Annotated in this window: 16 protein-coding genes and 1 riboswitch; of the genes, 12 read left to right on the top strand and 4 right to left on the bottom strand. The window is 46.1% G+C overall.

Annotated elements, in window-relative coordinates:
- The first annotated feature begins 3 nt into the window (after positions 1–3).
- The 9 genes from rpmD (at position 4) to rplQ (ending at position 5,084) form a co-directional block, all read left to right on the top strand.
- A complete protein-coding gene (rpmD, locus tag XMA152_RS04995) occupies positions 4–183 on the top strand; it encodes a 50S ribosomal protein L30 (protein ID WP_173480326.1) in 180 nt (59 codons plus the stop codon).
- Positions 184–199: 16 nt separating this feature from the next.
- Positions 200–634: a 50S ribosomal protein L15 gene (rplO, locus tag XMA152_RS04990; RefSeq protein WP_173480327.1), complete on the top strand. Its 435-nt coding sequence runs from the start codon at positions 200–202 to the stop codon at positions 632–634.
- On the top strand, positions 634–1,959 hold the full coding sequence (secY, locus tag XMA152_RS04985; protein ID WP_173482921.1) for a preprotein translocase subunit SecY: 1,326 nt from the start codon (positions 634–636) through the stop codon (positions 1,957–1,959). Before rplO ends, secY begins: the two co-directional genes overlap by 1 nt.
- A 16-nt stretch (positions 1,960–1,975) precedes the next feature.
- Positions 1,976–2,092, top strand: a complete 117-nt coding sequence (gene rpmJ, locus XMA152_RS04980; RefSeq protein ID WP_007021200.1) for a 50S ribosomal protein L36 — start codon at positions 1,976–1,978, stop codon at positions 2,090–2,092.
- 144 nt (positions 2,093–2,236) lie between these two features.
- A complete protein-coding gene (gene rpsM, locus XMA152_RS04975; RefSeq protein ID WP_173480329.1) occupies positions 2,237–2,593 on the top strand; it encodes a 30S ribosomal protein S13 in 357 nt (118 codons plus the stop codon).
- A 19-nt stretch (positions 2,594–2,612) separates the two neighbouring features.
- Positions 2,613–3,002: a 30S ribosomal protein S11 gene (gene rpsK / locus XMA152_RS04970; RefSeq protein ID WP_173480330.1), complete on the top strand. Its 390-nt coding sequence runs from the start codon at positions 2,613–2,615 to the stop codon at positions 3,000–3,002.
- 20 nt (positions 3,003–3,022) lie between these two features.
- Positions 3,023–3,643 carry a 30S ribosomal protein S4 gene (gene rpsD / locus XMA152_RS04965; protein WP_173480331.1) on the top strand — a complete coding sequence of 207 codons (621 nt, stop codon included), beginning with the start codon at positions 3,023–3,025 and terminating at the stop codon, positions 3,641–3,643.
- Between the two features lie 22 nt (positions 3,644–3,665).
- On the top strand, positions 3,666–4,670 hold the full coding sequence (gene rpoA / locus XMA152_RS04960) for a DNA-directed RNA polymerase subunit alpha (protein WP_173480332.1): 1,005 nt from the start codon (positions 3,666–3,668) through the stop codon (positions 4,668–4,670).
- A gap of 33 nt (positions 4,671–4,703) precedes the next feature.
- The gene (rplQ, locus tag XMA152_RS04955) at positions 4,704–5,084 is read left to right on the top strand and encodes a 50S ribosomal protein L17 (RefSeq protein WP_173480333.1); all 381 of its coding nucleotides are present in this window, start codon (positions 4,704–4,706) and stop codon (positions 5,082–5,084) included.
- Between the two features lie 255 nt (positions 5,085–5,339).
- On the opposite strand, the gene XMA152_RS04950 is transcribed toward rplQ, so the two are convergent.
- Genes XMA152_RS04950 through XMA152_RS04935 form a run of 4 tightly spaced genes read right to left on the bottom strand, consistent with a single transcriptional unit; the run spans position 5,340 to position 9,428 of the window.
- The gene (locus XMA152_RS04950) at positions 5,340–6,632 is read right to left on the bottom strand and encodes a TRAP transporter large permease (protein ID WP_173482920.1); all 1,293 of its coding nucleotides are present in this window, start codon (positions 6,630–6,632) and stop codon (positions 5,340–5,342) included.
- Positions 6,629–7,114 (bottom strand): TRAP transporter small permease, encoded by a 486-nt coding sequence (locus XMA152_RS04945; protein WP_173482919.1) that lies wholly within the window; start codon positions 7,112–7,114, stop codon positions 6,629–6,631. Before XMA152_RS04945 ends, XMA152_RS04950 begins: the two co-directional genes overlap by 4 nt.
- Before the next feature lie 52 nt (positions 7,115–7,166).
- Positions 7,167–8,198, bottom strand: coding sequence for a TRAP transporter substrate-binding protein (locus XMA152_RS04940; protein WP_173482918.1), 1,032 nt, complete (start codon positions 8,196–8,198; stop codon positions 7,167–7,169).
- Between the two features lie 21 nt (positions 8,199–8,219).
- The gene (locus tag XMA152_RS04935; protein WP_254443093.1) at positions 8,220–9,428 is read right to left on the bottom strand and encodes a M20 aminoacylase family protein; all 1,209 of its coding nucleotides are present in this window, start codon (positions 9,426–9,428) and stop codon (positions 8,220–8,222) included.
- 98 nt (positions 9,429–9,526) lie between these two features.
- On the opposite strand from XMA152_RS04935, the gene XMA152_RS04930 reads away from it, so the two are divergent.
- From XMA152_RS04930 to XMA152_RS04920, 3 genes are all read left to right on the top strand, one after another.
- Positions 9,527–10,453, top strand: a complete 927-nt coding sequence (locus XMA152_RS04930) for a LysR family transcriptional regulator (RefSeq protein ID WP_173482917.1) — start codon at positions 9,527–9,529, stop codon at positions 10,451–10,453.
- Between the two features lie 57 nt (positions 10,454–10,510).
- Positions 10,511–11,191 (top strand): nitroreductase, encoded by a 681-nt coding sequence (locus XMA152_RS04925; protein WP_217364000.1) that lies wholly within the window; start codon positions 10,511–10,513, stop codon positions 11,189–11,191.
- Between the two features lie 369 nt (positions 11,192–11,560).
- A riboswitch (glycine riboswitch) is annotated at positions 11,561–11,656 on the top strand.
- 168 nt (positions 11,657–11,824) lie between these two features.
- Positions 11,825–13,066, top strand: coding sequence for a D-amino acid dehydrogenase (locus XMA152_RS04920; protein WP_173482916.1), 1,242 nt, complete (start codon positions 11,825–11,827; stop codon positions 13,064–13,066).
- The last annotated feature ends 7 nt before the right edge of the window (positions 13,067–13,073 follow it).

Genomic DNA, 13,073 nt, shown 5'->3' with positions numbered 1-13,073 from the left:
TCGATGGCTAATACAGTTAAAATCACTTTGGTACGCAGCCCAATCGGTATCATTCCGAAGCATAAAGCTACCCTAACAGGTCTTGGTCTACGTCGCATGAACCACACTGTTGAGTTGGAAGACACTCCTGCAGTTCGTGGCATGATTAACAAAGTCAACTACATGCTTCGTGTAGAAGACTAATAGAGGAGTCACCCAAATGCGTTTGAATACTCTTCGCCCGGGTGCCGGTTCTAAGCACGCTCCTAAGCGTGTTGGACGTGGTATCGGCTCCGGCCTAGGTAAGACTGGTGGTCGTGGTCACAAGGGTCTTAAATCTCGCTCAGGCGGTAGTGTTAAGCCAGGTTTTGAAGGCGGTCAAATGCCTTTGCAGCGTCGTCTGCCAAAATTTGGTTTCACATCTCGCCAAGCGCGTTACGTAGCTGAAATTCGTCTAAACGAATTGGCTGCTTGCGGTGTTGACGTAGTTGACCTCGCAGCGCTTAAACAGGCTGACATTATCCGTGAAGAGATCACCTCTGCACGTGTAATTCTGTCTGGTGAAATTACTAAAGCAGTTACCGTTAAAGGTCTTAAAGTGACTAAAGGCGCTCTAGCTGCAATCGAAGCTGCCGGTGGTAAGGTAGAAGCGTAATGGCAACTAAAGGACAAGTACCAGCAGGAAATGCAAGCGGACTAGGTGAGCTTTGGGCTCGTCTACGTTACGTTGCGATTGCGATCATTGTGTATCGTATTGGCGCGCATATTCCGGTTCCGGGTATTAACCCAGATCGTCTTGCTGCTCTGTTTGATCAGAACCAGGGTACGATCCTAAGCCTATTCAATATGTTCTCGGGTGGTGCACTCGAGCGCATGTCGATCTTGGCTCTAGGTATCATGCCGTACATCTCTGCATCGATTATCATGCAGTTGATGACAGCGGTTAGCCCTCAGCTTGAACAGTTGAAGAAAGAGGGTGAAGCTGGTCGCCGTAAGATCAACCAATACACACGCTACGGTACAGTTGCACTAGCAACTATTCAGGGCTTGGGTATGACCGTTGGTCTAGCTAATCAGGGTGTGGCATTCAGCACAGCGTTTAACTTCTACTTTGTAGCTGTTATTACACTGGTCGCTGGTGCAGTATTCCTAATGTGGCTTGGTGAGCAGATCACTGAACGTGGTATCGGTAACGGTATCTCGATTCTGATCTTTGCTGGTATCGTAGCGGGTCTTCCTGGTGCGATCGGTCAGTCCTTTGAATCGGCTCGTCAGGGTGATCTTAACATCCTGGCGCTGCTAGCAATTGCAGTGTTAGCGGTAGCGACGGTTGGTTTTGTCGTGTTCATGGAACGCGCACAACGTCGTATCACCATTAACTACGCAAAACGCCAGCAGGGTAACCGCGTTTATGCGGGCCAAACCAGTCACTTGCCTTTGAAGGTCAACATGGCGGGTGTTATCCCACCGATCTTCGCAAGCTCTATTCTGCTATTCCCTGCATCTCTAGGCCAATGGTTTGGTCAGAGTGAGGGTATGGATTGGCTTCAGGATGTTGCATTGGCTCTAGGCCCAGGCCAGCCGTTGTACATTCTGTTGTTCTCGGCAGCAATTATATTTTTCTGTTACTTCTACACGGCGATTATGTTCAATCCTCGTGAAGTGGCAGATAACCTGAAGAAATCGGGTGCTTTCATCCCAGGTATTCGTCCAGGTGAACAGTCTGCTCGTTACATCGACTCAGTATTGAGCCGCCTTACTCTGTTTGGTGCTCTTTACATCACTGCGGTATCTCTGATGCCACAGGCGATGGTAGTTGCATGGAACGTACCTTTCTACTTCGGTGGTACTTCGTTACTGATCGTTGTAGTGGTGGTAATGGACTTCATGGCACAAGTGCAATCGCACCTAATGTCACACCAGTATGAATCATTGATGAAGAAGTCGAATCTAAAGGGTGGCGCAGGTCTACTGCGTTAAACCATTGAGGTGAATTATGAAAGTACGCGCATCTGTTAAGAAAATTTGCCGTAACTGTAAGATCGTACGTCGTAACGGTTCCGTTCGCGTGATCTGTAAGGTTGAACCTCGTCACAAGCAGCGTCAGGGTTAATCCTAAGCTGTAAACGAGGCGGAAGGGCGCATGGGTTGATTTAATAATAATCAACCCGTATAATTGCGCGCCTTCCACGAACTGAATGTAATTTCGTACCCAGTTCTTGCTGGAAGCGAATAATTAACTAATGGAGTACATTGAATGGCCCGTATAGCTGGCGTCAATATTCCTGACAACAAGCACGCGGTAATTTCACTGACTTACATTTATGGAGTCGGCCGCACAACTGCACAGCAGATTTGTGACACAGTAGGTATCGATCCAACGACTAAAGTTGGCGATCTTTCTGAAGAGCTACTCGACAATGTTCGTGGTGAAGTTACTAAGTTGACTGTTGAAGGCGACCTTCGTCGTGAAGTCAACATGAATATTAAGCGTCTTATGGACCTTGGTTGTTTCCGTGGTATCCGTCACCGTCGTAATCTACCGGTGCGCGGACAGCGTTCTAAAACTAACGCACGTACCCGTAAGGGCCCACGTAAACCGATCCGTAAGTAAGCGATAGGAATTACTAACTATGGCTAAGCCGAGTAATCGCACACGTAAAAAAGTTAAAAAGCAAGTTGCGGATGGCCTTGCGCACATCCACGCTTCTTTTAACAACACCATTATTACTATTACCGATCGTCAAGGTAATGCTCTTTCTTGGGCAACTTCTGGAGGCTCTGGCTTCCGTGGTTCTCGTAAGAGCACGCCGTTCGCTGCACAGGTTGCTGCTGAACGTGCTGGTCAAGCTGCACTAGAGTACGGCTTGAAAAACCTAGACGTGTTTGTGAAGGGTCCTGGACCAGGTCGTGAGTCTGCAGTGCGCGCACTGAACGCTTGTGGCTACAAAATCGCAAACATCACGGATGTGACACCTATTCCACACAATGGTTGTCGCCCTCCGAAGAAACGTCGCGTTTAATCTGGAGACGGTAAGTAATTATGGCTCGTTATATTGGACCTAAGTGCAAGTTGTCTCGCCGCGAAGGCACTGATCTCTTTCTTAAGAGCGGTGTTCGCGCACTAGACAGCAAGTGCAAGGCTGAAACTGTACCTGGCGTACACGGCGCTCGTCGCGGTCGTTTGTCAGACTACGGTCTACAGCTTCGTGAAAAACAGAAAGTTCGTCGTATCTACGGCGTACTAGAAAAGCAATTCCGCGGCTACTACAAAGAAGCAGCACGTCGTAAAGGCGCAACAGGTGAAAACCTTCTGCAACTTCTTGAAAGCCGTTTGGATAACGTTGTATTCCGCATGGGTTACGGCTCTACACGTGCTGAAGCACGTCAGATCGTTTCTCACCGCTCAATCACTGTTAACGGTGAAGTAGTAAACGTTGCTTCTTACCAAGTAGCAGCGGGCGATGTGGTTGCAGTACGTGAAAAAGCTAAAAACCAACTACGTATCAAAGCGGCGTTGGAACTGGCTGCACAGCGTGCACCGGTAGAGTGGGTTGAAGTTGACTCTGCAAAAATGGAAGGCACTTTTAAAGCCATGCCAGAACGCGCAGAACTACCAGCTGAGATCAACGAACAGTTGATCGTCGAACTTTACTCTAAGTAATTTTTAATTAAACGGTGGAACTATGCAGAGTTCAGTAAATGAGTTTCTAAGCCCACGTCACATCGACGTACAGGAGATTAGCAAGACTCGCGCTAAGGTTACATTGGAACCTCTAGAGCGTGGCTTCGGTCACACCTTGGGTAATGCGCTGCGCCGTATCCTTCTATCTTCTATGCCAGGTTGTGCAATTACAGAAGTAGAAATCGACGGTGTTCTGCATGAGTACAGCAGCATCGAAGGTGTTCAGGAAGATGTCATTGAGATCCTCCTGAACCTTAAAGGTGTTGCGATCATCATGCACAACGGCGACGAAGCGGTGCTGACAATCAACAAGTCGGGTCCTGGTGCAGTTACAGCTGCAGATATCCAGCTAAACCAAGACGTTGAAATCGCTAATCCGGAACACGTGATTGCTACGCTAACTAGCGCTGGCAGTCTGAACATGCGCCTAACTGTTTCCCGCGGTCGCGGCTACGTACCTGCTGATGCTCGTACTAGCGAAGACGATGAGACACGTGCTATTGGCCGTCTGCAGCTAGACGCTAGCTACAGCCCAGTACTACGTGTTTCTTACGCAGTTGAAGCTGCGCGTGTTGAACAGCGTACAGACCTAGACAAACTGGTTATCGATATTGAGTCTAACGGCACAATCGATCCAGAAGAGTGCATCCGTCGTGCGGCAACGATTCTGCAGCAACAGCTAGCAGTATTTGTTGACCTTGAAGATGCAAGCGAACAAGCGAAGTCTGAGCCAGCAGAGCCAGAGATCGATCCAGTACTTCTTCGTCCTGTTGATGATCTTGAGCTAACTGTGCGTTCCGCGAACTGTTTGAAGGCTGAGCAGATCTACTACATCGGCGACCTAATTCAGCGTACCGAAGTTGAACTGCTAAAAACTCCGAACTTGGGTAAAAAGTCACTTACAGAGATCAAAGACGTTCTTGCGTCTAAAGGTCTGTCACTAGGTATGCGTCTTGAGAACTGGCCACCAGCTTCTCTTAAAGGCGACGACAAAGTGGCTTCTTAAGTCGACTTAGCTAAGTTTTAAAGGATAGATAAGATGCGTCATCGTAAATCTGGTCGTCATTTGAATCGTACCAGCTCACACCGCAAAGCGATGTTCAAGAACATGGCAGTTTCTTTGATCGAGCACGAATTGATCAAAACAACTCTGCCAAAAGCTAAAGAACTTCGTTCTGTTGTTGAGCCACTAATCACATTGGCGAAAAACGACTCTGTTGCTAACCGTCGTCTGGCTTTTGCCCGTACACGTAGCGATGCAGCAGTAGGTAAACTATTCAACGAACTGGGTCAGCGTTACGCTACTCGCCCAGGCGGCTATGTTCGTATCCTTAAGTGCGGTTTCCGTGCTGGTGATTCGGCTCCAATGGCTTACGTAGAACTAGTTGATCGTCCAGTTGCTGAGTCTTCTGAAGACTAAGCACTGAGTTGATCCATAAAAAACCCGGCTTGTGCCGGGTTTTTTGTTTCTAGCGTTACCTTCCACTTGTTTTGTTTTTAAATAGCGTCTGTCCATGCATTATGGTTGATTGAACGCTGTCTTATATATGTCCAGTTCATTAAGTTTTACCTGCGCTTATGTAGGCTTAAATTCATTACAACTGCAAATAAAAAGGGCGCTTTACGGTTACCAATCGTAAAGCGCCCTTTGTGATTTTAGTGACCTAATAGTGGATCATCGCATCATTTCTACTAATCCCAGTGATAGGCTTGGTACTGCTATTAATAGAATTAGCCTTAGTAAATCGACACCAATAAAAGGAACTAGCCCTTTGAAAATCGATGCAAATGATACATTGGGCAGTGTCGCCTTAAGAACGAATACGTTCATGCCAATCGGTGGGGTAATTAGGGCTATTTCAGTAACGACCACGACAATAATGCCGAACCAAATAAGATCGAATCCATTAGCGAGTACGATTGGGACGAATAGAGGTACACAGATCAAAATAATGGCCAGTGAATCCATTACACATCCTAACAGTAGGAATATGATCATGATCAGAGCGATCAATTCATAATTACTCAGACCTGAAGCCTCTACTGCACTCAATATACCTTCGGCTAGCCCTGAGAAAGATACAAATTTTGCGAACAGCATAGCGCCAAATAGGACAGAGTAGAGCATGACGGAGGTAAAAGATGCATCTAAGAAGATGTTTTTTAACTTCGCCCAGGTCATCCGTTTTTGCCAAACAGCTATGATTAAGGCAAATCCTGCCCCCATGCCAGCTGCTTCTGTAGCTGTGAATAACTTCGCGTAGATGCCTCCAAATATCAGAATAAACAGCATAAAGAATGGCCACACTCCTTTTAAGGATTCAACCTTTTCTTTAGCGTCTGATCGATCGCCTCGTGGTGCATGTTCTGGCTTGAAGAGTGCTACGACGTATATTGCTATCATATAAAATGCTAGTCCTAATAATCCCGGCACAACACCGGCTATGAACAGTTCCCCAATGTTTGTCTGTGTCAGAATGCCATAGATCATTAGAATAATTGATGGCGGTATAAGAATACCCAGAGTGCCACCAGCTGCTATTGACGCAGATGCCAGAGAATCCGAATATCCGTATTTTTTCATACTGGGGTAGGCGACTTTTGACATGGTAGCGGCCGTTGCAAGACTCGATCCGCATACAGCGCTAAATCCGGCACAGGTCACCATCGTAGAGAGGGCTAGTCCACCTCTAATGTGTCCTAGATAAGCATTGGCTGCTCTGAATAAATCCGCCGCTATTCCCGTTTTAGATAGGATGTTACCCATCAATATAAACAGGGGTACCACGGCTAGATCGTATGAAAATACAGCGTCTGATATGGTCATGGAGAGCATAGTGATCGACGTCGAATAGCCATAATCCCAAGCAATACCAAAGAAACTAACGGTTAGAAGAGAGAAGGCCAAAGGCACTCTTAAAAATGCCAGTACTAGCACTAGCCCTAGGCAGATTAAACCAAGAGTCATATTGGTTCCTCGGATGTGATATCTGAATGGTGTCTAGCCGGTAATAGACTTGCTAAACCTGCTGTAAATGAGCCGAAAGCAAATAGGTAGTACATGTAACTGCGTGGAATTAGAAGCTCATGACTCACTTCGTGAATCTCAGTTGCATCCAAGGCCGCAATGACAAATTGATAACCAATCAAACCTAATGCAGCTGCTACAAGGCAGCGAATTAAGAAGTGCCACCAGTTCAGACTATCCTTCATTAGGAATCCATCTAATAGGTCGACGCAGAGATGACCTCTCGCTGCAGTGAGTAGAGGCAAACCGGTGAATACAATAACAGCCATAAAGTGTTCGGTTAAATCGTGTGCACCGTAAATGGGAGTATTAAATAGACGACGGCCTAATACATCTGCAAAGGTGAGAGCCACCATTAGGAATAGTGAGATCATTAAGATGATCTCAATGGTTTTGAAGGTCTTATCTATAATAGGCTTCATTTTCTTCCGCCTCTATAAAGCAAGGGGCTATCTAACAGACAGCCCCTTTTTGTTATTTATTAGCGTGAGCGTTGTAACGTTCTTTATGGTAGTTGACAATTTCCATTGGATTGTCGATACCAAAGTTACTAGCATCAGAGGCCCACTCATTGATGATTTTCTCGCGAGCTTCTGTAATTAAGGCCATCAGTTCTGGAGATGGTTCGCTGAAGCTGTGCTCACCAGAGGCGCGCATTTTTTCTTCTGCTGCTTTTGATTGAGCGTCAAATGTCCCACCCCATAGTTTAGCAAATGCGGCACCTGAAACAGTTTCGATCGCTTCTTTATCAGCTTTAGAAAGCTTATTCCATCTTTTCTCATTCATAGCCAAGAAGAACGAAGCATCATAGAAACCTTCTGGGATCTTAGTATGGTGGGTTAAAACGCCATCCAGACGGAAGTTAACAACTGATTCCATAGGGTGTAGTGATGCATCAATGACACCACCATTCAACATTTCGTAGGCTTTAGTAGCCGGGGCAGCGACAGGTATCGCACCCACTGTTTCAATCAGAACTTTTTGAATAGGTCCGCCCATGCGAACCTTTTGATTTGCGAGGTCTGCCGGTGTAACTATGTCTTTAGAACCATGGTTGATGACTCCAGGACCGAGTGTCCCTACACCAAGGACCTTAACCCCGTCGAACGCTGTATTAGCCTCTAGATGAGTTTTGTAGGTATCCCATAAAGCAAGCGATGAAGCTTCAGCTGAGTCACCAATAAAAGGCACTTCCGAGAACCAAACTGCTTTGAAACGTTCTGGCTCGTATGTCCAGTTTCCCCAAGTGATGTCAGCGACCCCTTTGCGAGCTAGCTCCCAATGCTGTGGTGGACTACCAACTGCTTTTGGCAGCATGCGGACAGTCACTCGGCCCTCAGTTGCTTCGCTAACATCTTCAGCCCAGTCTTTCAAAATTCCACTAACAAAGTGAGCTGGTGGAACCCAATTTGACATTGTGAGTGTTTCAGCTTGAGCGTTGAAGGATAGAGATCCAATCATTGTGGCCGCTGTTAGCGTGCCCATAATATTTGTTTTTATAGTCATTATTTGATCCTCAATAAAGGTCTATTTTATGGATGTTTCGCAGAAAAACTGCTCTATTAGGTCTACCCACATTTGAGTACCCACAGATAAAGCATCATCATTGAAATCATAGTGCGGGTTGTGTACGCTGCACGGCCCCACGCGTTTGCCATCGGTATGGCCGTTATCACCATTACCAATTAAGAAGTAACAGCCAGGAACGCTGTTTAACATGTAAGCAAAGTCTTCACTTCCAGTCAGAGGGGCTGCTTGTGAATCCACGAGCTCTTCACCGAATGCTCGCTCGGCTACTGTTCTAACAACCTCTGCATATTGAGCGCTGTTTTGCAGCACAGGGTAGCCGTATTGATAGCTGATTTGTGCGTTACAGTCATAAGCGGCTGCTTGATTATCGACCAGTTGTCTTATGCGCCTTTCAAGCGTGTCACGTACTTCTGGTTGCAGTGCGCGAACACTTAATTCAAGCTCGGCTCTCTCTGGAATAACGTTGTAGCTTTGGCCGGCTGTAATTTTTCCAACACTAATAACGCCTGTGTGAATTGGATCGGTATTGCGGCCAATAATTGTTTGCAGACCAAGTACGGTGGCAGATAACGGTAGTGTTGGGTCGATCGACATTTGCGGGAGTCCGCCGTGGCCGCCTTTTCCTGTAAAGGTAATCTTCACAAGATCTGATGAGCACATGAAGGGACCACTTCGGAATTCGACACGACCAACAGGAACGCCAGGGTAATTATGGAGTGCAAAGATGGCATCGCATGGGAATTGTTCGAACAAGCCCTCATTGATCATGCGTTGTGCACCACCTCCACCACCAACCTCTTCTGCTGGCTGAAAGATAAGGTTGAGTGTGCCATTAAACGAACTTGTATCCGCTTCGGATATCGATTTCGCAGCCCCTAACAAAATAGAGGTATGCCCATCATGCCCACAGGCGTGCATCTTGCCTCTATTTTTGCTCTGGTAGGGTAGACCCGTCATCTCTTGGATCGGTAGCGCATCCATATCGGCTCTTAGGCCTATTTTAGGACCACTGCCATCACCAAATACCTTTTGAGCAACCACTCCTGTTTCTGCAATGCCTGTGGTGACTTGATAGTTCCATGATGTTAGGAGTTGTTGTACCAATTGGCTCGTATCGTTCTCCTCAAAACCTAATTCTGGATTTGAGTGAATACTGTGGCGCCAACTCTTCATGAGGTTGATCTGTGTATCGGTGATTTTTTTCATATCAGTACTTCTTGTAATTTCCAAACAGATTAAAACGAGTATATGATCTCAGCTATATGACTTTTTTGGCTATGTGATCATTTTTTGGTGTCACTAATATGAAGCAGCAACAAATACGTGCATTGGTTGCGATTGCGGATATGGGATCTATTCGCAGTGCAGCTGTTGAGCTCAACACCAGTCAGAGTGCTTTGACTAGGGCGATGCGTGAGCTTGAAGAGAGTCTAGGTGTGGAACTTTTGCAGCGCAGTTATCGGGGAGTTACTTTCACCCCTGCAGGTGAAGCGCTTTTAAAGCGGGCAAGATTAATTGTTGCGACCATCGAAAGAGCCAAGGATGAGGTTCAGCAGATCGGTGGTGGACGAGGCGCTAAGGTCTCAATTGGCGTCACTCCTGTTGTTGCTGCAACGATCTTAGCGGATATCTACAAAGGGTTTCACTCTCGCATGCCAGAAGCAAAGTTGGTTCTGACAGAGGGCTTGTTGACGACAATTGTTCCAGGATTGATTGAAGGGGCCCTGGATTTTGGTATTGCACTTGCATCCAAAGAGTCCATACCGTCTGAGTTAGTGTTCGAACCCTTATGCAACGTTAAAACAGTGGTTGCTGGAAGGGCTGGACATCCTCTTGCACACTCTAATGACTGGTGTGAGCTACTGGATGCCTCTTGGGTTCTTAATATGTCACTAGGTAGTAGTTCAAACTCCTTACTCCAATGGTTAGAAGAGGAGGGTTTGCCAAGGCCAAAAGAGGTTGTTCAGTGTACCTCTCCGCAAGTGATGCTGGAGATGATGCGAAGAACCGACTTAATAGGTTATGCGCCTGGGAGATACATCACTGATCGCTTTTCTGGAGCAGGGGTAGAGCCCTTCTCTGTTGATAAATTGCCTCCAGAAAATCAGTTGGGTATCGTCAAAGTAAGGGGTGTTCCGTTAACCCCTGCAGCACAGTATCTTCAGACTATGGCTCAAAGGTTGTTAGGCAGTGACTTTTCAAAAGAGTTAAGCGATCCTAATATTGTGTAAAGATCTAGTTAGATACATTTTATTTTAATCACCTCTTCTTAGATGAAGTTGGATTCAATGTTGAGAACAATTATGTCCGTTGAAAAAGCACTGCTTAACAGAAAAACCGTTAGGGCCTTTAAACCTGATCCTGTTCCGAAAGCGTTAATCGAAGAGCTGGTTGAGATTGCCAATCGCGCACCATCCAACGGGAATTTACAACCTTGGCGTGTTATTGCTCTGAGTGGAGAGTCGCTGGAGGTTTTAAAAACCAAGGCTGTGCAGAAACTTCAGCAAGATGGTTTTGAACAACCAGAGTACCAAGTCTATGTTTCACCTATGCCAGAACCCTATAGATCTCACCGTTTCGCTGTAGGAGAAGCCCTCTACAAGACGATTGGTGTGGCGCGTGAGGATAAAGCTGGACGACAGGCTCAGTTTGCAAAGAATGCCGAACTATTTGGCGCTCCTTTGGGTCTATTCTTTTATATAGATCGCCGTCTTGGACCTGGGCAGTGGATGGATTTGGGGATGTACATTCAGAGTCTTATGTTGTTGTTGGAAGAGAGAGGGTTGAGTAGTTGTGCTCAAGGTTATTGGAGCTTTTTGCACGAGACGGTCACTTCAGTTACTGAAGCGAGTACTGAGTGGATGCTAGCCTGCGGTTTAGCTGTTGGATACGAAGATAAAGAGGCGTTTATTAATAGTTTAGAGTCTAGTCGTCAGCCATTAGGTGAATTCTTCCATCTCAAAGAGTAGTGAGCCAGTTGTCATAATAGAGCTGCAGTAGCTTATCTTTTAGCTATATCGTGGTTAGACTTATTTTAACTAGATGATCTAAAATTGATGTCATCCCTTTGCATCTGTTTTTTTAATATTTCTTAAAAGTAGGTTACCAATAATAGTCCTTACACTAAGGTGTATCTAATGACTAAACGGGCTGGATATCCAATAAAATAAAGGGCTCAGGCTCTTTATTCCTATTTTTAATTCAAAAAATTAACTCCTATAAATTTCCTTTCGTTAATAAATCCGTGGATGACTCCCCTCAAAAACAGTGTTCCATAAATTGTCTGGAAAATTGGTATAGGGTTGTTCTTTACAAAACGATGAGATAGTTTGATCTCAATGGATCGTCCGGGAGAGAGTATTTTATAGCGCATAAAATACCGCCGAAGGAGCACGTGCCCCGCAAACTCTCAGGCAAAAGGACCGGCGATCTTTAAAACATCCGAAGAGTGATCTGCGCACTTTCAGATCCACCGAAGGAGCAAGCGCAGTCGTCAAAGGGGCGGCGAGCGTGAATCTCTCAGGTACCATGACGGAGAGGGCAGTCGGACATATGAGCAATTCTGCTCATCAACTATTGTCCGCAAAAAAGAGTGCAATCCAATGCAAACTATTGCTGTTCTTGGTGCCGGTATTACAGGCATAACGACTGCTGCAAAACTTCATGAACAAGGTTTCAACGTTACTGTGATTGATCGTCAGCGTTATGCTGCGATGGATACTAGTTTCGCAAACGGTGGGCAGTTATCTGCTTCAAACGCTGAAGTGTGGAACACCTGGTCGACGATCATGAAAGGTCTAAAATGGATGCTTCAATCGGATGCTCCATTACTAGTTAACCCAAAACCCTCATGGCACAAAATCAGTTGGATGCTTGAGTTCATGGGTAATATTCCCAGCTATGAACGCAATACGATCGCAACGACAAAATTAGCAGTGGCTGCGCGGACACACTTACGTGATCTTGCTCAGCGTTGGGGTGTTGAGTATGACGTTTCAGACTGCGGTATCCTTCATTTTTACTCTGACAGGAAAGACTTCGATCACGCTCGACGTGTTAATAAGTTGCTGGCTAAAGGTGGTTTAGAACGCTTTGAGCTTTCGTCTTCAGAGATCATTGAAAAAGAACCACAACTTCGTGGTGATTTCGTCGGTGGTTTCTGGACACCGAGTGATTTTACCGGCGATATCCATAAGTACGCATTTAGTCTTGCTGAAGCAATTCGCAAAGACGGTGTGAACTTCCTAATGGAGACTGAACTTGTTGACGTTAAATCGGACAACAATGTGGTTAGACTTAAAGATGACAAGGGCCAATATTACGAGTTTGACGGCATTGTTGTCTGTTCTGGTGTCGGCAGCCGTGCGCTTGCTGCAAAACTTGGCGATCGTGTAAACATCTACCCGGTTAAAGGCTATTCGATTACCGTGAACTTGCGCGATGAGCAGAGTCAGCAAGGGGCGCCTATTCGTTCACTGCTTGATGACAAAGCTAAAATTGTAACCAGTCGATTAGGGGTTGATCGTTTCCGCATAGCCGGTACAGCCGAGTTTAACGGTTATAACAGAGATATTCGTTCAGATCGTATCAAACCTTTAGTGGATTGGTGTCAACAACACTTCCCAGATGTATCAACTGAAAGTGTTGTTCCATGGGCTGGATTGCGACCAATGATGCCAAACATGATGCCAAAGGTTGGACCAGGTCGTCGTTCTAACGTCTTTTACAACACAGGACACGGTCACCTTGGTTGGACGCTCAGTGCAGCGACCGCTGATCTAGTGACAGCGGCTGTTGTTGAAGCGCGAGATGGAAATCAGCAATTTAAACAGCTGGCGCATTAAACCAGTA

This window comes from Marinobacterium sp. xm-a-152 (assembly GCF_013282965.1).
GTDB lineage: Bacteria > Pseudomonadota > Gammaproteobacteria > Pseudomonadales > Balneatricaceae > Marinobacterium_E.
The sequence above is the reverse complement of the archived record's forward strand: the minus strand, read 5'-3'. Positions and strand labels throughout refer to the sequence as shown.

Bases quoted from the DNA above. Each gene is read 5' to 3' on its own strand.
- rpmD (WP_173480326.1), top strand. From the start codon at position 4: ATGGCTAATACAGTTAAAATCACTTTGGTACGCAGCCCAATCGGTATC.
- rplO (WP_173480327.1), top strand. From the start codon at position 200: ATGCGTTTGAATACTCTTCGCCCGGGTGCCGGTTCTAAGCACGCTCCT.
- secY (WP_173482921.1), top strand. From the start codon at position 634: ATGGCAACTAAAGGACAAGTACCAGCAGGAAATGCAAGCGGACTAGGT.
- rpmJ (WP_007021200.1), top strand. From the start codon at position 1,976: ATGAAAGTACGCGCATCTGTTAAGAAAATTTGCCGTAACTGTAAGATC.
- rpsM (WP_173480329.1), top strand. From the start codon at position 2,237: ATGGCCCGTATAGCTGGCGTCAATATTCCTGACAACAAGCACGCGGTA.
- rpsK (WP_173480330.1), top strand. From the start codon at position 2,613: ATGGCTAAGCCGAGTAATCGCACACGTAAAAAAGTTAAAAAGCAAGTT.
- rpsD (WP_173480331.1), top strand. From the start codon at position 3,023: ATGGCTCGTTATATTGGACCTAAGTGCAAGTTGTCTCGCCGCGAAGGC.
- rpoA (WP_173480332.1), top strand. From the start codon at position 3,666: ATGCAGAGTTCAGTAAATGAGTTTCTAAGCCCACGTCACATCGACGTA.
- rplQ (WP_173480333.1), top strand. From the start codon at position 4,704: ATGCGTCATCGTAAATCTGGTCGTCATTTGAATCGTACCAGCTCACAC.
- XMA152_RS04950 (WP_173482920.1), bottom strand. From the start codon at position 6,632: ATGACTCTTGGTTTAATCTGCCTAGGGCTAGTGCTAGTACTGGCATTT.
- XMA152_RS04945 (WP_173482919.1), bottom strand. From the start codon at position 7,114: ATGAAGCCTATTATAGATAAGACCTTCAAAACCATTGAGATCATCTTA.
- XMA152_RS04940 (WP_173482918.1), bottom strand. From the start codon at position 8,198: ATGACTATAAAAACAAATATTATGGGCACGCTAACAGCGGCCACAATG.
- XMA152_RS04935 (WP_254443093.1), bottom strand. From the start codon at position 9,428: ATGAAAAAAATCACCGATACACAGATCAACCTCATGAAGAGTTGGCGC.
- XMA152_RS04930 (WP_173482917.1), top strand. From the start codon at position 9,527: ATGAAGCAGCAACAAATACGTGCATTGGTTGCGATTGCGGATATGGGA.
- XMA152_RS04925 (WP_217364000.1), top strand. From the start codon at position 10,511: ATGTTGAGAACAATTATGTCCGTTGAAAAAGCACTGCTTAACAGAAAA.
- XMA152_RS04920 (WP_173482916.1), top strand. From the start codon at position 11,825: ATGCAAACTATTGCTGTTCTTGGTGCCGGTATTACAGGCATAACGACT.